We start from the raw sequence: 17,911 nt of genomic DNA, 5'->3' as shown, positions 1-17,911 counted from the left end.
GCGAACCGTCGCTTCCTTTCTGTCCATCCCTGGAGATTCTCATGCCTCGCATTATCCATTTCACCGAATACGGCAGCCCAGACGTGCTGCGCTATCAAACCATTGAGACGCCGGCCCCGGCCGCAAACGAGGTGCTGATCCGGGTCCGCGCCATCGGTTTGAACCGCGCCGAATCCATGTGGCGACAAGGCAACTATGTCGAACCGGTCAAACTCCCGGCTCGCCTGGGGTATGAATCAGCGGGCGTGATCGCCGCCGTTGGTGCGGGCGTCGAACACCTCGCTGTGGGCGACCGGGTCAGCACCGTGCCGTCGTTCTCCTTGAACGATTACGGCCTGTACGGCGAAGAAGTGCTGGCGCCCGCTCATGCCGTGGTGAAGCTGCCTGATTCGGTGTCGTTCGAACAGGCCACTGCTATCTGGAATGTGTTCATCACACCCTATGGCGCACTGATCGAGAACGGCCAGCTCAACGTCGGCGATGTGGTGTTGGTGCCAGCGGCCTCCAGCTCGGTCGGCCTCGGCACGCTGCAAGTGGTTCGCGCCGCAGGCGGCATTCCGGTCGCGCTGACACGCACCCGCGCCAAACGCGAACAACTGCTGGCCGCGGGTGCGAGTCACGTGATCGTGACCGATGAGGAGGACCTGGTGTCAGCGGTCAACCACATCACCGAAGGTCGCGGGGCGGACATCGTGTTCGAAGCTGTCGGGGGCGCCAATTTTCCCAAACTGCTGGAAGCGCTACGCGTCGGGGGCACGGTGTTCATCTACGGCGCCTTGAGCGAGGACATCACACCTTTACCGTTGCTGACAATGATCGCCAAGTCCCTGGTGATTCGTGGCTACAACCTGTTCGGCACCACCACCGACCCCGAACGTCAGCGCAAGGCGACTGAGTACGTATTCAAGAGTTTGCAGTCGGGCGAACTGCGCACTGTGATTGCCAAGACATTCGCCTTCGACGAGATGGTCGAGGCGCACCGTGAACTGGAGAAGAATCTGCACCTTGGCCGTATCGTGGTCACTGTGAGCTAACGCGATCCCACGCCTCCCTTTCAATGCCCGATGCACACCATCGGGCTTTTTATTGGGCGATATCTGGCGGGTGATTGCGCTTGTCCTTCACGCACAAAAAAGCCGACAGCGATAGATCGCCGTCGGCTGGGCTGTACCGCTGTTGGATCACACCACAGTGGCAGCTTCGTAGAAGGGATAGTCGATGTAGCCGACTTCCGTGCCGCCGAAAAAGGTCGGACGGTCATAGGCGTTCAACGGAAGTTTGAGACGCAGCCTTTCCGGGAGATCAGGGTTGGCGATGAAGTGACGACCGAACGCCACCAGGTCGGCATCGCCAGCACGGATGATCGCCTCTGCGCCGTCGCCATCAAAACCACCCGCCGCGATGATCACGCCCGGGAAATGCTTGCGTATCATTCGTGCGGCCACCGGGGCAGGGTCGGCGTTTTCATCTTCGACGTTGCCCAGAATACGCGGCTCGATCAGGTGCAGGTACGCCAGGTTCAGCGGCGCCAATTGCTGAGCGACGTAGGTGAACAGGCCCTCCGGATCAGCATCGCCCATATCTCCCCACGTCCCGCTTGGACCCAGGCGCACGGCGACGCGGTTGGCGCCCCAGACTGAAATCAGCGCGTTCGTCACTTCCAGCAAAAAGCGCGCGCGGTTTTCGAACGAGCCACCGTAGCGGTCGGTGCGCTTGTTGCTGTTGTCTTGAAGGAATTGGTCCACCAGATAACCGTTGGCGCCGTGCAGTTCGACGCCGTCGAAACCGGCTTTGACGCCACGTTCGGCTGCGGTGCGGAAGCGCTCGACCAGTTCGGCAATTTCCTCGATCGTCAGTGCACGGTTAGGCGTGTTCGGCACCCAACCTTCCTGGGTGTACGCCACGCCGCCATGGGGCACTTCCGATGGTCCGACCGGAATGCTGCCCTGCGGCTGGACTTCGCTGTTGGACTGACGACCTGCGTGGTAGAGCTGCAAGAAGATCTTCGCGCCCTTGGCGTGCACGGCGTCGGTGACCTGTTTCCAGCCGGCGATCTGGCTGTCGTCGAACAGGCCCGGTGCGCCCAGATAGCCGTTGCCATTGGGCGCCGCGATGGTCGCCTCACTAATGAGAAGGCCGCCTTCGGAGGCGCGCTGTGCATAGTACTCAGCCATCAAGGGACCGGGACGTGCACCCTCTTCGGCACGCATGCGGGTCAAAGGCGCCAGTACGACGCGGTGGGAAAACGTGAATGGGCCGATGGTGACCGGCGAATGGAGCTTGGACATGATTGCCTCGTTCGGATAGGGAAAAGACGCTTGCCCGCCCGAAAGTCAGCATGGCTTTCACGGGTCGGGCGCTGGCCGCCAGTACAAGGCTTTTCCTGAACGAGATAAACAGCCCAACCGTCACAACAATTCGGACTATTCGGCTGTAATCCCCTCTATCGGTGACATCGTCAGGGTGTTACCGAATCTTCACGTCGGGGTTGAGGCACCGCTGCGATGTGCTGTTTGAAATAGTCGATCAACACCCGCAGCTTGGGCGTGGCGTTGCGGCCGGACGGCCAGAGCATCCACAGCGAACCCCGATGGTCGGTGAATTCCGGCAGCACACGTTCGAGCTTGCCGTCCCGCAGCGCTTGAATCGTCGAGAAGTCCGCCAGGCAAGCGATGCCCAACCCTTCCAGCGCCATGTGGGTGAGCGCGTCGGTGGTGGTGCACGCGATGACTCTGCCCAGTTCCGGATCGCTATCGGCGTCCGGGTCGCGCACCGGCCAGCGTTCAAGGGAACCGGTGGCAGGAAACTTGTGCAGCAGGCAGGCGTGATTGCGCAACTGGTCCGGATGCGTCGGTCGACCACGACGCGCCAGATAGGCCGGTGAGGCCACCAGTTCAAGCTTGTATTCCCCTAACTTGCGCGCCATGAGCCGCGAATCCGATGGCTGCCCGGTCCGGACCACGGCATCGAAGCCCTCCTCGATCACGTCCACCATCCGATCCGAGAGGTCCACGTCCAGCTCGATCTGCGGATAGGCCTGCATGAAACCGGTCAGCAGCGGAAAGATCAGCGTGTTCTGCAACGGTACGCTGATGCGTAATTTACCGCGTGGCTCATCCGCCAACTGCGACAGCTCGATTTCCGCCTGCTCGGCCTCTTGAATGATGCGCTTGCAACGCTCCAGAAACAGCTCCCCCTCGGCGGTGAGGGTAACGCTGCGGGTGCTGCGGTGAAACAGACGCACGCCCAGGCGCTCTTCCATGCGCGACACACTCTTGCCCACCGCTGAGGACGAAATCTCCATCAAACGGGCTGCTTCGGTAAAACTGCGTGTTTCTGCGACCTGCACAAAGGCCATGATGCCACTGAGACTGTCCAGCATGAGCGCTCCAGAGAGGGGGGCACAACTCGCACCGGCTACCCGCGAACTGGACCGGATACACCCTCATGTTACTTGCGAAAAAGACGCTAGACATTACGCCTGAGCGAACCGCCAGCATAGCTCGCTCACTCAAATGACGCTTCGCACAGGGCGCGAACCATCACTCGTCCTGTCTGCAAAATGTGTGATCTCCCCCGCCCCAACGTCGTCAAGAACCCTAACCCCCAGCCGTCATGGGGGACGAATAACAGGGCCTCCCATGCAAACGCTGTTGAACGAGATTCTCGACGAAGTGCGTCCTTTGATCGGCCAGGGCAAAGTGGCCGATTACATCCCGGCGCTGGCCGATGTGCCGGCGCAGCAACTGGGCATCGCGGTGTATGGCAACGATGGCAGTTACTACTGCGCGGGTGACGCGCGGGTGCCGTTCTCGGTGCAGAGTATTTCCAAGGTGTTCAGTCTGGTTCAGGCGATTGGTCATTCCGGCGAGGCAATTTGGGAGCGGCTGGGCCATGAACCGTCGGGTCAGCCATTCAACTCACTGGTGCAACTGGAATTCGAGCGCGGGCGTCCGCGCAACCCCTTCATCAATGCAGGTGCGCTGGTGATCTGCGACATCAATCAGTCGCGCTTCGCGGCGCCGACCTTGTCGATGCGCGATTTCGTTCGGCGGCTGTCGGGCAACCCCCACGTGTTGATGGATGCCCGTGTGGCGGATTCGGAGTATCAGTTCCGCGCGCGCAACGCGGCCATGGCGTACCTGATGCAGTCGTTCGGTAACTTCCACAACGAAGTCGAAAGCGTGCTGCGCAGCTATTTCAGTTATTGCGCCCTGCGCATGAGTTGCCTGGATCTGGCCCGGGCGTTCTGCTTCCTGGCCAACGACGGGTTCTGCAAGCACAGCGGCGAACAGATTCTGAGCCGACGCCAGACCCAGCAGGTGAACTCGATCATGGCCACCAGCGGGCTGTACGACGAAGCGGGCAATTTCGCCTACCGCGTGGGCTTGCCGGGCAAGAGCGGTGTGGGCGGCGGGATCGTGGCGATCGTGCCGGGGCAATTCACCGTGTGCGTGTGGTCGCCGGAATTGAACGCAGCGGGCAACTCCCTCGCCGGGATGGCGGCGCTGGAGTTGCTGAGTGCGCGGATTGGCTGGTCGGTGTTTTGATCGACCGACAGAAGCGCCGTCATTAGGCTGAAGCACTGCTGGTGGGGGCTGCCGTTGTTTTACCGAGTCCGAAGTCATCGGCCAATCCACGAGTGGCCCAGGCCAGCAGTGTCAAATCCAGCCTGACGGCAACGAAGCGTAATGGATGAGCTTGCCGCTGAAAATTACAGAACAAGTGTGGTTTTGAGGGAGCGCTATCGACCACAAACGGCAGTTACCGACCATTCAATCCCGAATGCTTGCCACGTCAAACCCGGCGAATTTCAATCTGAAGCCTTTCCCCCTCATCCGGAGCCAGAAAATGGCGGGTGATCAGGTCGAACTCCGAATCGGTCGCCGCGAATTCGTGCACCGCGCGACGGTTGCGAAGGTATAAGCGGCCTCGACAGGTGTCGTCATCCACCTCTATCAAGACCGTCTTATCACTCACACTGATAATTACTATCGAACGTCCCGCCTGTCGGGCCTGCAAATCTGACTCTTACAATCGCCCCACGATTTTCCCCCGCTCCTGCGCCTTTTCAGGCGACATCCCTACTTGGAATCCGACACCATGCCAAGCGCCAGCCAGGCCACTCAAGGCCGTCCCGAACATGACCAGCAAAATCTCAAACAGCAATGGTTAGCCATCCTTTCGGTCGCCGTGGGCGCCTTTGCGCTGGTGACCAGTGAATTTCTGCCGGTAGGCGTACTCAACGACATCGCCGCCGAGATGAACATCAGTGCCGGTCACGCCGGTCTGATGGTGACCCTGCCCGGCATCATGGCCGCCCTCGCTGCGCCTTTCCTTTCGGTGATCATCGGTGCACAGGACCGTCGTTATCTGCTGACCAGCCTGACGCTGATCATGATCATCGCCAACCTGACGGTGTCCTTTGCCAGCAACTTCAACCTGTTGCTGCTCGGGCGCATTTTGCTGGGCATCAGCATCGGTGGTTTCTGGGCCACGGCCATTGCCCTGAGCGGACGCCTTGCACCCAGAGGCGTGAGTGTGGCGCAGGCGACGTCGATCATCATGGTCGGTGTGACCTTGGCCACCGTGCTCGGTGTACCGGTCGGGACCTGGTTGAGCGACCTGATGGGCTGGCGCATGACGTTCCTGGTCACCGCTCTGCTGGGCGCGCCGGTGTTGCTGGCGCAAATCTTCCTGCTGCCACGGCTTGACCCGGACAAGGCGATTCGCGTCAGTGACCTTCCGGCGCTGTTCATCAATCCACTCGCGCGAGTCGGCCTGATCGCGGTGTTGCTGATCGGCCTGGCACACTTTGCCGCCTACACCTACGTTGCACCGTTCTTCAAGCACAGTGCCGGTTTCGACGGGCCGACCATTGGCTCGTTGCTGTTGCTCTATGGCATCGCCGGAGTGTTTGGCAACATCTTCGCCGGCTTCGCGGCCAACCGCAGCGTGCGTCACACCTTGATGCTGGTCGGTCTGATGATCGGTATCAGCACCGTGCTGTTCCCGTATTTCGCCACGAACCTGACCGGCGCGGCGATGCTGATCGGCCTCTGGGGCTTCGCCTTCGGCGCGTTCCCGGCCTGCGCCAGCATCTGGATGTTCGTCGTCGCACCCAAGGATGTCGAACGCGGCATGCCGCTGTTCGTGGCCATGTTCCAGGTCATCATCGCGCTGGGGTCCTTTTTCGGCGGCCAGATCGTCGACCAGTTGGGCAGCTCGGTATTGATGAGCCTGGCCACGGCGCTGGTGGGCTGCGGTCTGGTGACGGTGCTGGTGCTGGGCCGTAACGTCAGCAATCACCTCGCAGGCGATTCGGCCGATCAGGCCGCTGTGGTCAGCCACCACTGATTGAACGCCAGTCTCACGCACCGAACACTGGTTGAGGTCTTGCCCCATCCAGTACCATCGCCCCCTGTTCAACAGCCTCAGGCCTCTGGAATGGCCAGGGTGCCCGCTGAAATCAGGGAGCGATGGATGTACGTGAATCAGAAGTCCGGCCGTTGGGTCTTGCTGGCCGGTGCGTTGGTCATCAGCGGTTGCACGTCATTTTTACAGGGCAAACAGTACGCGGTGCCAGGCCCCGATGAACCCTCTGCCACCGTACGCCTCAAGGCGGGAAATGGCGCAAGGCTCGACGCTATGACGTTCAGCGACGACGGATGCTACGCCGGTTACACGGTCCTGCCCTCCAACGGCGATTACATCGAATCGCGGGTGGCGGCAGACAAGGAAGTGATCCTGACCTACTGGCAAATCGCAGGCAGCAATGCGTGCAAGATCCCCTTCTCATTCACGCCACAAAACGGCGCCACTTACACGTTGATTCAAGGCGCCTGGAGCAAACCCAGAACCGGCATTCTGTCGACCTTCAGCCACGACGAGCAGTTCTGCGGGGTGGGCGTTGTGAAGACGGTCGGTGATCAGGAGAGCCTCGAGCCGATTCAACAGCTGCAAATCAAGACCGGGTTTGCGTGCCTCAAGTTCGTCAAGTAAGACGGCGCGAAGACACCGCCCCACGGGGGGAGACGGTCTGACCGGAACTGAAGGTGTGGGTGTCCACGGCTGGCGGCCGAATGATGCCCACGGTCCTGTGGGCACCACTGGCTAACTGGAACGGTTTACCAGTTGTAACTCAACTTGGCGGTGACCTCGCGGGCCGGGTTGTAGTAGTTCGCCGTGCCGGAACCGACCACGTGCTGCTCATTGAACAGGTTGCTGACGTTCACGGCCAGGTCGGTGCCCTTCGCGATCTTGTACTTGAAGGCAGCGTCGAACAACGTGGTGCCATCGCTTTTGCTGGTGTTGGCGGCGTTCAGGTAGTACGAACCCACGTAACGCGCGCCCAGTCCCACGCTCACGTCAGTGCCGGGTATGTCGTAGTAGCTCCACAGCGAGGCGGAATGCTTCGGTGCCGTGGTGAACTCGTTACCCTTCAACGAAGTGCCGTCATACAACGAACCGCGCATCACCTCGGAATCCATATAGGAATAGGCTCCGATCAGGCTGACGTTCTGGGTCACTTGCGCCTTGGCCTCAAGATCCAGCCCCCTAATGTGCGACTCGCCCACTGTCTGCTGTTCGATGATGCCGCTCGGCAGCACGACGGCAATGGCGACGTCTTTTTGGGTGAGGTCATACACGGCTGCCGAGAACAGCGCGTTCATCCCCATCGGCGAGTACTTCACGCCCACTTCGTACTGTTCGCCGGTCTGCGGTTTCACGCCCACTTGGGGAGGCGAAACGGATTGCACCAGGCTCACGTAAGTGGAGAGTTCATCGTTGACCATGTAGGTCAGCGCACCACGGTAGGAGGTTTTCGAGAAGTTGTCCTTGTCATCGAACTGGGTCGGGCTGGAGTACAGGTTATAGCCCTTGCTGCTCACGTCCATGCTGTCGTTGCGCAGACCGGCGGTGACGATGAAGCGATCATAGAACGACAGGTTTTGCTGAAGGAAAACGGCCTTGGTCTTGGTGTCGGTCTTCTTTTCAGTGTACGGCGCAAGCGCAGCGGGCACGCCGGTGAACACCGGATTGGCGATGTCGATGGAAGACACCAGGTTGTAGATGGAGCTTTCCTTGGCCGACGAATCAAGGTACTCGACCCCCACCAGCGTGCTGCTGTCGATGTTCTCGAAACGGTGATCGTATTGCAGCATCAGGTTGCCGTTGAACTGGTCGGCATCGCTGTCGGTGCCCAGCAGGTAACGCGGGATCGTGGTACCGACGCGAGAGGCGGAATCGCTCAGGTAGACGTAGCCATAGTTGTCGGTCAGCTCGCTGTAGCGCAGGTTGCCGCGCAGCACGAAGCCGTTGTCGAAGTCGTGGGTGACGTTGCCGCTGACACTGGTGCGCTCGACGTTGTGGTAGTTGAAGCTGGGTTCACCGAAGAACTTGCCGCGGCTGTATTCCTTGTCCAGCGGGTAGCCGCCGCTGTTGGGCGAGCTGTCGGTTTTCAGGTGATCGACGATCATCGTGGCCGAGGTGTAATCGGTCGGTGCCCAAGTCAGGCCGCCCATTACCAACCGGCTGTCGTCCTGAGAATGGTCGTACTCGCGGTCGCTGTTTTGCACCTTGGCGGTGAAGCGACCGGCCACGGTTTTATCGTCGTTCAGCGCGTCGCCGACGTCGATGCCCGTCTCGGCATGGTTATACGAACCGTAGGTCACATAGCCCTCGCCGAACTTCTCGAAGCGCGGCTGCTTGGTCACGAAGTTCACCGAGCCACCCGGATCGGCGGGGCCAAACAGAGTGGAGTTGGCGCCACGCAGAATCTCGATGCGCTCGTAGGCGAACGGGTCTTCGCGCACGCCGCGCATCGAACTCAGCGTCAGGCCGTCACGGTAGGTGGTGGCCTGAAAGCCGCGAATCTGGAAGTAATCGTTGCGGTCATCCGACCCGTAATAGTCGCTGACCACGCCGGGCGTGTATTGCAACGCCTCTTCTGTCGTGCTGACGCTGCGTTGTTCCATTTCCTTGCGCGTCACCACCGACACGGAAGCGGGCGTGTTGAGGATGCTGGTCGCCACCTTGCCGCCGACCCACAGTTCCTGAGCCACCACCGAGTTGGCGTCGTCGTCGGCACTGACCTTGACCTTGGCGTTGATGATCACCGGGGCCAGGCGATAGTCATCGACCGAGGTGGCGCCCAGTTCGAGCGCAGCGGCGGGTTTGGGCTGAGGAATGAGCAAGTAAGCGTTCGGGCCTTGCTGCTCGATCTGCAAGTCGCTGCCTTGCAACAGGGAAGACAGCGCGGTCGGTGTGTCGAACGCGCCCTTTACCCCACGAGTGGTGCGGTCGGCGACGCTGGAGGCATCGTAAGACAGGCTGATGCCCGCTTCGCGCGCAAAACGGTCGAGCGCCGGTGCCAAGGGACCGGCAGCGATGTTCCACTGCTGAATCGGGTTGCTGTGTTCAACGCTCGCGGCGTGCGCCAGCGACGGCAGCGCATAGCTGCTGACGATCAGACCCAACATTGCGCCGTTCAGGGCTTGATTCAATCGGTGGCGCTGTGGAACCGGGGACACACTCATTTCTCTCTCTCGCTCCGTAGAAAGGTATCGGCAAACTGGCCTGTATTCCGGCCTTCCTTACAGGTCGAACGAGAATGAGAAATCACCTCAAATATTTTTTCAGCTTTCGATAACGTGCCATCAGGCCAGGTTGGCAGCGGTCACGGTGACCCAATATCGGGTCCGATAATCGATGCGCAAACGCAGCGACTGCGCGACCAGTGCCAGTACCTGATCGAGGTCGGCGAGTTGAAAAGTGCCGGAGACCCGTCGCTCAGCCACCTCGTCGGCGCAGCGCATTACACCGAGGCGATAGCGCGACAACTCACCGATGAAATCCTTCAGACGCATGTTGCGCGCGCTGATCACCCCCGCGCTCCAACCCCAGACATCAAGGCCATTGTCACGAAACTCACGGGCACCGCTGGAAGAAAACAGCACTTGGTTTCGGGTCAGGATGCTGCTGGCGCTGTCGGTCAGGTGCTGACTGCCTCCGGGAAAGACCGCCGCCGAGCCACCCTGCACCGCTAACAGCGTGCCGTCGTCGCGCTCGCGGGCCAGTAAACGGGGACTGTTGGCCTGTACGATCCCATCTCGCGTTTGCACCCAGAACGGTCGCGGTTGTGCAGCCTGTGCATCCGCGCCGACATTCACGATGATTTCCCCTCGGCGCAGAATGATCAGACGTCGCTGTGCATCGAAATCGCTGTCGACGGCGCTGTCGCTGTTGAGCTGTATCTGGCTGCCATCATCGAGCTGGAAACGCCGCTGCTCGCCAGTGCTGCTGTGTTGCTGGGCCAGCATCGCGGCCAGCGGCGTGTAATCCCGACCGAGCCAGGCTGCCCCTCCCACTGTCGCCAGCAGACCCAGCAGTTTCAGGCTTTCCCGGCGACGCATGCCATGACGGGTGCCCCGCAGCGTTCGTCGAGCCAGCTGCGTCGGAATACCGGCGAAGTCGTCCCCAAGCGCTGATACACGTTGCCAGGCCACTGCGTGCTCCGGGCGCAATTGCAGCCAGTGCTCGAAGGTACGCTGTGTATGTTCATCCGCCTGATTGAAGCGCAGGCGCACCGTCCAGTGAATCGCCTGATCGACAACCGCCGGGTCCAGCGACGGCTCACCCCTCGGCATAGCGCAAGCGGTAGCAATGTTGAAGCGCCTTGGCCAGATCGCGTTCCACCGTTGCACGGGAAACACCCAGCTTCTCGGCGATTTGCGGGCAGGTCAAACCGTCGAGCTGGGCCAGCAGAAAGGCCTGACGAACCCGGGGTTTGAGCAGGTCAAGCATGCGGTCGATCCGCTCAAGCGCATCCAGAATCAGCAATCGGCACTCCTCCGAGGGCACCTCTCGTTGCGGCAGCAGCGCGATGCTCTCAAGGTAGGCGCGTTCAAGTTCACGACGACGAAACTGATCGATCATCAACCCGCGGGCGATGCTGCTCAGATACGCACGGGGTTCACGCAGAGGGCTTGATTGACGGGATTTGAGCACGCGCACGAAGGTGTCTTGCGCAAGATCGGCGGCCCGGTCACGGCATCCCGTGCGTCGGCTTAGCCAGCCGTGTAACCACGAATGGTGAGTGCTGTAGAGCAGCCCTGGATCTACAGTGCCTAGTACATCGTCGCTGCGCATGAGAATCCAGCAAATACATAAGTGATAATTAGTCGCATTCTACGCAGCAGACTGGTCCCAGGCAAATACACGGCGCTGAGCGAGCCGTCATCGCGGGCGTTGTCTGGATTTACGGATTCAACCCGGCCTGCTGCTGCGCGCTCCACAGTTCAAGGTTCGACTTCACCAGCGCTTGCGGCAGTGGGCTTGCCACCATTTTCTTCATCTCGTCACTGATCCGATCGCGCATGCCCGGATGAAGGCATTGAGAGTCAGGCGCCAGCGCCAGATACAGGCCCTCACTGCTGACCGGCGGCTCCAGTGCCTGAACGGCATGGTCGATCCCCAGTTTTTTGGCCAGCGCCATGCCGGGATACTGCTCGAAAATCACGAAGTCGTTGCGCTTCATCATGAGCTTCTGGAACGCCTGGCTGGCGGTCGGCACGGCCTCCAGCGACAGGTTCGCCTTCGCGTAGTCATCGAAGGCTTGGCCGTAGCTGTTATTGACCAGCGTTCCACCGCTGTGGCCGATCAGGTCGGACCATTGGTGATAGGCAAACCCGTCATTCTTCCTCACCCAGATCATGCTTGGCGTGAACAAAAACGGAGGATCCACGAAATTCAGCGTTTGCGCCCGCTCGGTGGTGAGGAAATAACCGGCCAGCATGTCGATGCGCCCCGCCCTCACCTCCTCCTGCGCTCGCGACCACGGCCCGCCATAGACGACCTCGATTTGCAGACCCAGGCGCTTGCCCAATTGTTTGATCAGATCAGCGTTGGCACCGATGAGCTGCTCGGGAGCGTGTGGGTCTCGCCACAGATAGGGGGGGTATTCGGCGTTGCCGGTGGCCGTGAGGTGATCGCACGCCGGCTCGCTCATCGCGACACCCGGAAGCAGCAGTGCGATTGTTATGGACATGAATCCGTACAGACAGCGCCCGATCATAGTGAACCTCTGAGGAAATCCCACGTGCGAGCGGTGTGTCCGCCGCAGCCCCATCACGATTCAGTCACCCGCAGTTGTGGCACCTGCAGCCAGCCGCTTTCACCACAGCATCATACGTACCAGCAGGGGATTGCAGGTTGTCATCTTTTTCCGTGGTGTCTTGACGTGATGACGTATCAAGCTCCCGGCTCATGTCAGGTTAGAGCGCACGGACTATCCGGGTTCCATCGATATGCCGAAGGTTAGCGGGTGTTCGACAGGATGATTGCAAGGCTGCGGAAAATTTTTCGTTGAGAGCAAGTGCCCTGTGGCTGTCTTGCTAACGATGCAGTCTGGGTTATTGCTTCGCCAGAAAGCGGCTCCCACAAGGATCACGCCAGCCCCAAATGTCGTGATCCACGCAGAACGGGGGAAGACTCCAGGTTGAGCGCAGCGTTCTGTCATGCATGCTCCTTCTACAACAACCGCACCGCTCTGATTGTCAGCCGAACACGACCGCGTAGATCCCCACCACGCTTAATGCGATCACCGTCGCACCCAGTACCGCCACTTCACGCAGCGGTGCGGGAATCCTTTCCTGCTTCAAGCCCTTCGCGCTTTTGCGATAACGGGCGTTGAGGCCGATCTGGATGAGGATACCTGCCATCAGCGAGACGATGACCGGCAGCAATGCGATCAAGCCGAAATGCGGAATCCAGCGCAGAAAGATCGTACACACCACCAGCAACGTCATCAGCGTGCGGCGCCAGGCCAGCAGCGTGCGCTCCGGTTGCAGACCGGGGTCGTCGTGGCTCAGCGTAACGGGACCACGACGGCTCATGACGCGCCGTAAATCAGAAACACGATCAGCCCCGCCGCCACCAGTGCACCACCCAGCGAGAGAATCGGCACTAGCACCGGCAACGGCAGCGGCTTGCGCAGACGCATCGCTCGCTCGACCTTCAGCCATCGCACGCAGGCGCTGGCGCTGACCAGCATCGCCAGCACCAGCAACGACAAGGCTACAGCCCGCCGCAGCCCCGGGCTGAACACGTCGCCGGTAAACGCTTCGACGGCAATGCCTCCGGCCAGAAACGCCAACGCGGTGCGAATCCACGCCAGAAACGTGCGCTCGTTGGCCAGGGTAAAACGTGGGTCGGGTTCGCAACCTCCGCCCAACAGGGACGAGGACAGACGATCACGATCAGGAGAAGGGACTTTGCCGGAATCCGGAGAGTTCATGTCGCACCGAGGTCGGGTAGATGCCGTCGATCATACCGGTCATCACCACGAAAGGCCCGCCTCGCCTGCGACATGGGTGTATCCGTGCCCGCAGATCGTGAAAGTCATTTGCAATTTCCCTTCAAAATCCCTGACTTGTCCTACGCTCTGTGTCAGACGGTCGCTGTTGCGATACCGTGTGAACGGACCTTGAAGCGTCCGTCCCCACGGCGGGTCTGAATCGTAGACGTCAGCGAGGGTTGGGCTTGAGACAAGTAGAAGCGACGGACTTCGACGCCAGGCATCGGCGCCTGAAGCGCATGCCTGTGCTGTGGCTGACGGGATTTTTTACCGTATTGGTGTGTTTTTCCATTACCAGCATCACCCTGTGGCAGTTGCGCCAGACACGCACCCACGAACTGGAAATTGCCGAAACCACTGCCGCCAACCTTTCGCGCTCGATGGCGCAACAGGCCGACGACACCTTCGATCAGGCGGACATCCCCGTGGCAGGCATCGTCGAACGGCTGTATTACGACGGCTTCGGCGCGGCCAGCAGTTCGCGCATGCACGAATACCTGCGCATCACGGCGGCCAGCGTCGAGCAGATCCAAGGCCTGTTCATTTATGACAAAGACGGCAATTGGGCCGCCACCTCGTTGAGCCATGCGCCGAGCAACGCCAACAACGCCGACCGCGAGTATTTTCAGTTTCACAAAGCCATCGACAGCACACTCCCCCACATTGGCCAGGCCATTCGCAGCCGCTCCACGGGTGACTGGATCATCCCCCTTTCACGACGGGTCAACGATTCGGCCGGTCATTTCGCAGGGGTCGTGCTGGCGACCATCGAACTGGCGTATTTCGACCGTTTCTTCGACCGCTTCGACATCGGTCAGCGAGGTGTCATCACTCTGGCCATGGCCGACGGCATCGTCCTCGCCCGCCGCCCCGCGCTGGAAAACGTCAGAGGTGCGTCGATTGCCGATGGCGAGCTGTTTCGCAAATACCTGAAAGAGCGTTACGAGGGCACCGCGACCGTGCGCTCCATTCTCGATCAGGAAATGCGTATTTATGGTTACAAGCGTCTGGACCGCTATCCTCTGGTGGTGCTGGCCGGGTTGTCAGAGCAGGAAGTGCTCGATGAATGGCGGCAATATGCGTGGCGCTCACTGGCCATTATTGTGTGCGTGGTGGTCGCCAATCTGCTGTTTGGGGTGCTGCTTTTTCAGCAGATCCGCTTCGGTCTGAACGCCGAATCCCAATTGCGCATCGCCAGCCATTCTCTGGAAAAACTCGCGTTGCAGGACGGCCTGACCGGGCTGGCCAACCGCCGTCATTTTCAGGAAATTCTGGGGCTGGAGTTTCCTAACGGCCTGCCCAACCTACACCCGTTGAGCCTGATCATGATCGATATCGACTTTTTCAAAAGCTACAACGACAACTATGGCCATGTAGCGGGCGACAAATGCATCGTTGCGGTGGCCGAATGCATTCGCGGCAATCTCAATCGCACGGGGGACCTGGCCGTCCGTTACGGTGGCGAGGAGATGGCGGTGTTCCTGCCCTACAGCGATGCCCAAGGGGCCTTTGCATTAGCTGAACGCATTCGCGTGGCGGTGCTGACGCGGGGCCTGGAGCATCAGGGCAACCCCAACGGCATCGTCAGCATCAGCCTGGGGGTTTATGGCTGTTCGGCGCAGGAGTGCCCGACCATGGAAGAGTTCGTCGAGCGGGCGGACGCCGCGCTCTACATGGCCAAACACGACGGCCGTAACCGCACGGCGCTCTGGCAAAGCGCCTGATGATCAGAGTCCGGCCTGAGCCTTGACGATCTGCGCCACTTTGCCCCTGAACAGCTCCAGCCGGTCCTGCGGCGCGTCGTGCTCCACCACCAGCGCGCCCACCTCCTCGCATGATGCCACCTGATAGTGGGCGATGCTCGCCAGCTTTTCATTGATCACCGCCACCACCACTTGCCCGCTGCGCGCTACCACCGCGCGCTTGAACTCGGCCACGTCCATGTCAAAAGCCGTCACCCCTTTGATGGCATCCAGCGCACAGGCGCCGAGAAAACACAGGTCGAAGTTGAAATGGGTCAGTTGCTGGATCGTGGTGAAACCGTAGGTGCTGCCCGCCACCGGGCTGAGTCGCCCGCCCAGCAGAATCACCTCCACCAAGGGCAACTTCATCAGCTCCACGGCAATGACAGGGGCGTTGGTGGTCACCGTCAACGCCATCTGCGGATCGATGGCCCGCGCAATGGCAAGGTTGGTCGAACCGCCGTCGATGAACACATGCTGCCCTGCGCTGATCAACCCCGCTCCCGCCACACCCAGCGTACGTTTGCGATTGGGTTCATGCTCGATACGGGCCGTGATCGGCCCGTCGGACGCCAGTGAAATCGCCCCGCCATACACCCGCTTGCACAGCCCGGCAGCGGCCAGCGCGCCAAGGTCGCGGCGAATGGAATGCTCGGAGACATTGAATTCGGCGGCCAAATCAGCCGCAATCACACGGCCATGGGCGGCCAGCCGCTCGGTAATCAGACGCTGGCGCTCACCGGGAAACGCTTCGGGGTTGGCAGACATACAGCCCTCGACATCAAGCGGAATCGATCAAAAACGAGCAGGATGATGGAGGCTGCGGTTGAACGATGTCAAACGGAACGTCGGTGACCAGGGGATCACACGCGTGACACCCCTGGCCTTTCTCGGCGGTATCAAGGTGCCTATTCCTCCTCTTCTTCCTCGTCGTCCACTAAGGTAAACCAGGGTTTCAGTTCGCTCAGCTCGAAATTGTCTGACTCCGCTCTGAATCTCCCGATGCGGGGAAAGTCAGTGGGTTTCTGTGACACGGACGAGTCCATGATGTCAGCGCTCGTCAATACAACGGATTTGTCAGCCATGTTTGAGCCTCCCTGTCCAAAGATGCGCGTCGCGATTCAACGCCGGTTCACTATAGACCAGCCCTGTGAACCGCTCGTCGATTCGAGACCCGTTGGTCATCTCCAGTTTTATCGAAGCCCGTTGCGTTTCAGACAGAAGACCCACGGTTGGCTCGCGAGTGTCTGTGGGGGATTCTATGTTGTCTGATCAACTGCATTCGTCGGAACGCCGCCCGCACCAAGGCGGCTTCCACAATAACCGCGCCGGACCCAGGCCGTTTGTTCGACGCCGAATCTGTGGGAGCCGGCTTGCTGGCGAATGCGACACATCAGTCACCTCATTCGGCAACTGACCCACTGCTTTCGCCAGCAAGCCGGCTCCCACAAGATCTGCGTCCTGCCGCCGGATAGCGAGCACACATCAGAACTCCCCATACTCCGCACGCATGCGCCCATTGCGCTTGACGTGATAGAGCAGCCCGTCGACTTTCTCGATAAACGACACCGCGCTCTCCCCCACAGAGGGCACGACGGTGCCGACACCCAGACTTAACGTCAGCAGCGGCGACACTTCGGATTTTTCATGGGGAATCTGCTGTTGACGCACCAGTTGCATGCACTTTTCCGCCACCCTGCGGGCCTTGTCCTGAGAGGTCTCGGGCAATAGCCAGACGAACTCCTCGCCGCCGATCCGCGCGATGAAATCAGCCGGATCGTTCGCCGCCTGAGACAGCGTCTTGGCCACCGTGCGCAGCGCTTCGTCACCCTTGATGTGGCCGTAGTGGTCGTTGTACTGCTTGAAATAGTCGATATCCATCATGATCAACGACAACGGCTGGCGCGTCTCCTGTGCGCGGGCCCATTCACGATCCAGCACGGTGTCGAACATCCGCCGGTTGGCAATACCGGTCAGGCCATCCTGATAGGAGAACGCTTCGAGCTGCTTTTGCAGACGAACGAGGTGTTCTTCGGTCTTCTTGCGCTCGCTGATGTCGAACATGAAGCCGACCAGCGCCTCGACTTCGCCCTGCTTGCGCACCACGTGCACCACATCGCGAATCCAGACGTACTCGCCATCCTTGGTCAGCGCGCGGTAGTCCGCTTCGTGGTCGACCCCGGCCTTGGACTGGGACACACAAAAATTGACCACGTAATCCCGGTCGTCGGGGTGCATCCGCTCGACCCAGTCATTGATCCCCACCCAACTGCCCTGCTCCCACCCCAGCAGCTCTTCAATCTGCGGCCCGATGTAGCTGAACGTCATGGTCTGCCAGTCGATACGCCATGGAATGGCTTTGGTCGACTCAAGAAGCGTCTTGTACACATCGCTGTCAGTGCCGGACGGCAGAGATTCATCACTCATGGGCGACCACTTCTTACAGGAAAAGGAGGTGGCGACAGCATGTTGCCACTATCGACAGGGCGCAATGGTCAGACTCAGGAGAAAGGGGACTTTTCGGACGGTTGGTTGCCTGAAATACCTCAGCGCACCGCCCATTGGGTGCTGCAGCGCCCTGATCATGCATTCAATCGTTTGGAGCGCTGGCTGCTCGCCTGCCCGATGTATCCGGCCCTGAATCGGGCCAACGTCACCCCACACACCGAACCGATCGCTCATCTGGACGAAACCGGTATTGTCGCCGCACGCGGGCAACATGACGGTGATCTTTCAGCGGTTCAGCTTCAATTACTACTGGCTGACCCGGTCACTGACGCGCGGTGATCACGAACTGCGACCGTGATCACCG

Annotated in this window: 17 protein-coding genes and 1 pseudogene; 7 read left to right on the top strand and 11 right to left on the bottom strand. The window is 60.3% G+C overall.

Features of this window, described 5'->3' with window-relative positions:
• The first annotated feature begins 41 nt into the window (after positions 1–41).
• Positions 42–1,034, top strand: coding sequence for a zinc-dependent alcohol dehydrogenase family protein (locus ACI2KB_RS27760; RefSeq protein WP_404640072.1), 993 nt, complete (start codon positions 42–44; stop codon positions 1,032–1,034).
• A 147-nt stretch (positions 1,035–1,181) separates the two neighbouring features.
• Here ACI2KB_RS27760 and ACI2KB_RS27755 read toward each other — a convergent pair whose 3' ends face one another.
• Together ACI2KB_RS27755 and ACI2KB_RS27750 are read right to left on the bottom strand one after the other, a co-directional pair.
• Positions 1,182–2,288 (bottom strand): alkene reductase, encoded by a 1,107-nt coding sequence (locus ACI2KB_RS27755; protein WP_404640070.1) that lies wholly within the window; start codon positions 2,286–2,288, stop codon positions 1,182–1,184.
• A 170-nt stretch (positions 2,289–2,458) separates the two neighbouring features.
• Positions 2,459–3,379, bottom strand: a complete 921-nt coding sequence (locus tag ACI2KB_RS27750) for a LysR family transcriptional regulator (protein WP_404640125.1) — start codon at positions 3,377–3,379, stop codon at positions 2,459–2,461.
• 262 nt (positions 3,380–3,641) lie between these two features.
• Here ACI2KB_RS27750 and glsB point away from each other — a divergent pair, with 262 nt between their 5' ends.
• Positions 3,642–4,550 (top strand): glutaminase B, encoded by a 909-nt coding sequence (glsB, locus tag ACI2KB_RS27745; RefSeq protein ID WP_404640068.1) that lies wholly within the window; start codon positions 3,642–3,644, stop codon positions 4,548–4,550.
• Positions 4,551–4,691: 141 nt separating this feature from the next.
• The gene (locus tag ACI2KB_RS27740; RefSeq protein ID WP_404640127.1) at positions 4,692–4,862 is read left to right on the top strand and encodes a hypothetical protein; all 171 of its coding nucleotides are present in this window, start codon (positions 4,692–4,694) and stop codon (positions 4,860–4,862) included.
• Here ACI2KB_RS27740 and ACI2KB_RS27735 read toward each other — a convergent pair.
• Positions 4,798–4,959: pseudogene (locus tag ACI2KB_RS27735) on the bottom strand (ATP-binding protein); the annotation flags it as partial. The gene ACI2KB_RS27740 and the pseudogene ACI2KB_RS27735 overlap by 65 nt on opposite strands.
• A 144-nt stretch (positions 4,960–5,103) precedes the next feature.
• Between ACI2KB_RS27735 and ACI2KB_RS27730 the strand changes: the two are divergent.
• Positions 5,104–6,357 (top strand): MFS transporter, encoded by a 1,254-nt coding sequence (locus ACI2KB_RS27730; protein ID WP_404640066.1) that lies wholly within the window; start codon positions 5,104–5,106, stop codon positions 6,355–6,357.
• 126 nt (positions 6,358–6,483) lie between these two features.
• Complete coding sequence (locus ACI2KB_RS27725) at positions 6,484–7,002, top strand: hypothetical protein (RefSeq protein ID WP_404640064.1); 519 nt, start codon at positions 6,484–6,486, stop codon at positions 7,000–7,002.
• Positions 7,003–7,127: 125 nt separating this feature from the next.
• Here ACI2KB_RS27725 and ACI2KB_RS27720 read toward each other — a convergent pair whose 3' ends face one another.
• From ACI2KB_RS27720 to ACI2KB_RS27695, 6 genes are all read right to left on the bottom strand, one after another.
• The gene (locus tag ACI2KB_RS27720; protein ID WP_404640062.1) at positions 7,128–9,539 is read right to left on the bottom strand and encodes a TonB-dependent siderophore receptor; all 2,412 of its coding nucleotides are present in this window, start codon (positions 9,537–9,539) and stop codon (positions 7,128–7,130) included.
• Positions 9,540–9,659: 120 nt separating this feature from the next.
• Complete coding sequence (locus tag ACI2KB_RS27715; protein WP_404640060.1) at positions 9,660–10,649, bottom strand: FecR domain-containing protein; 990 nt, start codon at positions 10,647–10,649, stop codon at positions 9,660–9,662.
• A complete protein-coding gene (locus tag ACI2KB_RS27710) occupies positions 10,636–11,151 on the bottom strand; it encodes a sigma-70 family RNA polymerase sigma factor (protein WP_404640058.1) in 516 nt (171 codons plus the stop codon). Before ACI2KB_RS27710 ends, ACI2KB_RS27715 begins: the two co-directional genes overlap by 14 nt.
• A 109-nt stretch (positions 11,152–11,260) precedes the next feature.
• Entirely contained in the window at positions 11,261–12,076 is an 816-nt protein-coding gene (locus tag ACI2KB_RS27705; protein ID WP_404640056.1) for a substrate-binding periplasmic protein, read from the bottom strand.
• Between the two features lie 481 nt (positions 12,077–12,557).
• Positions 12,558–12,896: a DUF202 domain-containing protein gene (locus ACI2KB_RS27700; protein ID WP_404640054.1), complete on the bottom strand. Its 339-nt coding sequence runs from the start codon at positions 12,894–12,896 to the stop codon at positions 12,558–12,560.
• Entirely contained in the window at positions 12,893–13,297 is a 405-nt protein-coding gene (locus tag ACI2KB_RS27695; RefSeq protein WP_404640052.1) for a YidH family protein, read from the bottom strand. Before ACI2KB_RS27695 ends, ACI2KB_RS27700 begins: the two co-directional genes overlap by 4 nt.
• Before the next feature lie 245 nt (positions 13,298–13,542).
• Here ACI2KB_RS27695 and ACI2KB_RS27690 point away from each other — a divergent pair, with 245 nt between their 5' ends.
• Positions 13,543–15,081 (top strand): diguanylate cyclase, encoded by a 1,539-nt coding sequence (locus tag ACI2KB_RS27690; RefSeq protein ID WP_404640050.1) that lies wholly within the window; start codon positions 13,543–13,545, stop codon positions 15,079–15,081.
• Positions 15,082–15,084: 3 nt separating this feature from the next.
• Here the strand turns inward: ACI2KB_RS27690 and ACI2KB_RS27685 are convergent, their stop codons facing one another.
• Positions 15,085–15,867, bottom strand: a complete 783-nt coding sequence (locus ACI2KB_RS27685) for a DeoR/GlpR family DNA-binding transcription regulator (protein WP_404640048.1) — start codon at positions 15,865–15,867, stop codon at positions 15,085–15,087.
• Between the two features lie 717 nt (positions 15,868–16,584).
• On the bottom strand, positions 16,585–17,526 hold the full coding sequence (locus ACI2KB_RS27680) for a diguanylate cyclase domain-containing protein (RefSeq protein ID WP_404640046.1): 942 nt from the start codon (positions 17,524–17,526) through the stop codon (positions 16,585–16,587).
• 39 nt (positions 17,527–17,565) lie between these two features.
• On the opposite strand from ACI2KB_RS27680, the gene ACI2KB_RS27675 reads away from it, so the two are divergent.
• A complete protein-coding gene (locus tag ACI2KB_RS27675) occupies positions 17,566–17,886 on the top strand; it encodes a hypothetical protein (RefSeq protein ID WP_404640044.1) in 321 nt (106 codons plus the stop codon).
• The last annotated feature ends 25 nt before the right edge of the window (positions 17,887–17,911 follow it).

Source organism: Pseudomonas sp. NPDC088444, from assembly GCF_044900175.1.
GTDB lineage: Bacteria > Pseudomonadota > Gammaproteobacteria > Pseudomonadales > Pseudomonadaceae > Aquipseudomonas.
The sequence above is the reverse complement of the archived record's forward strand: the minus strand, read 5'-3'. Positions and strand labels throughout refer to the sequence as shown.

Coding starts and splice junctions, on each gene's coding strand:
- ACI2KB_RS27730 (WP_404640066.1), top strand. CDS start 5,104: ATGCCAAGCGCCAGCCAGGCCACTCAAGGCCGTCCCGAACATGACCAG.
- ACI2KB_RS27675 (WP_404640044.1), top strand. CDS start 17,566: ATGTTGCCACTATCGACAGGGCGCAATGGTCAGACTCAGGAGAAAGGG.
- ACI2KB_RS27760 (WP_404640072.1), top strand. CDS start 42: ATGCCTCGCATTATCCATTTCACCGAATACGGCAGCCCAGACGTGCTG.
- ACI2KB_RS27680 (WP_404640046.1), bottom strand. CDS start 17,526: ATGAGTGATGAATCTCTGCCGTCCGGCACTGACAGCGATGTGTACAAG.
- ACI2KB_RS27755 (WP_404640070.1), bottom strand. CDS start 2,288: ATGTCCAAGCTCCATTCGCCGGTCACCATCGGCCCATTCACGTTTTCC.
- glsB (WP_404640068.1), top strand. CDS start 3,642: ATGCAAACGCTGTTGAACGAGATTCTCGACGAAGTGCGTCCTTTGATC.
- ACI2KB_RS27720 (WP_404640062.1), bottom strand. CDS start 9,539: ATGAGTGTGTCCCCGGTTCCACAGCGCCACCGATTGAATCAAGCCCTG.
- ACI2KB_RS27685 (WP_404640048.1), bottom strand. CDS start 15,867: ATGTCTGCCAACCCCGAAGCGTTTCCCGGTGAGCGCCAGCGTCTGATT.
- ACI2KB_RS27710 (WP_404640058.1), bottom strand. CDS start 11,151: ATGCGCAGCGACGATGTACTAGGCACTGTAGATCCAGGGCTGCTCTAC.
- ACI2KB_RS27695 (WP_404640052.1), bottom strand. CDS start 13,297: ATGAACTCTCCGGATTCCGGCAAAGTCCCTTCTCCTGATCGTGATCGT.
- ACI2KB_RS27705 (WP_404640056.1), bottom strand. CDS start 12,076: ATGATCGGGCGCTGTCTGTACGGATTCATGTCCATAACAATCGCACTG.
- ACI2KB_RS27715 (WP_404640060.1), bottom strand. CDS start 10,649: ATGCCGAGGGGTGAGCCGTCGCTGGACCCGGCGGTTGTCGATCAGGCG.
- ACI2KB_RS27740 (WP_404640127.1), top strand. CDS start 4,692: ATGGATGAGCTTGCCGCTGAAAATTACAGAACAAGTGTGGTTTTGAGG.
- ACI2KB_RS27725 (WP_404640064.1), top strand. CDS start 6,484: ATGTACGTGAATCAGAAGTCCGGCCGTTGGGTCTTGCTGGCCGGTGCG.
- ACI2KB_RS27700 (WP_404640054.1), bottom strand. CDS start 12,896: ATGAGCCGTCGTGGTCCCGTTACGCTGAGCCACGACGACCCCGGTCTG.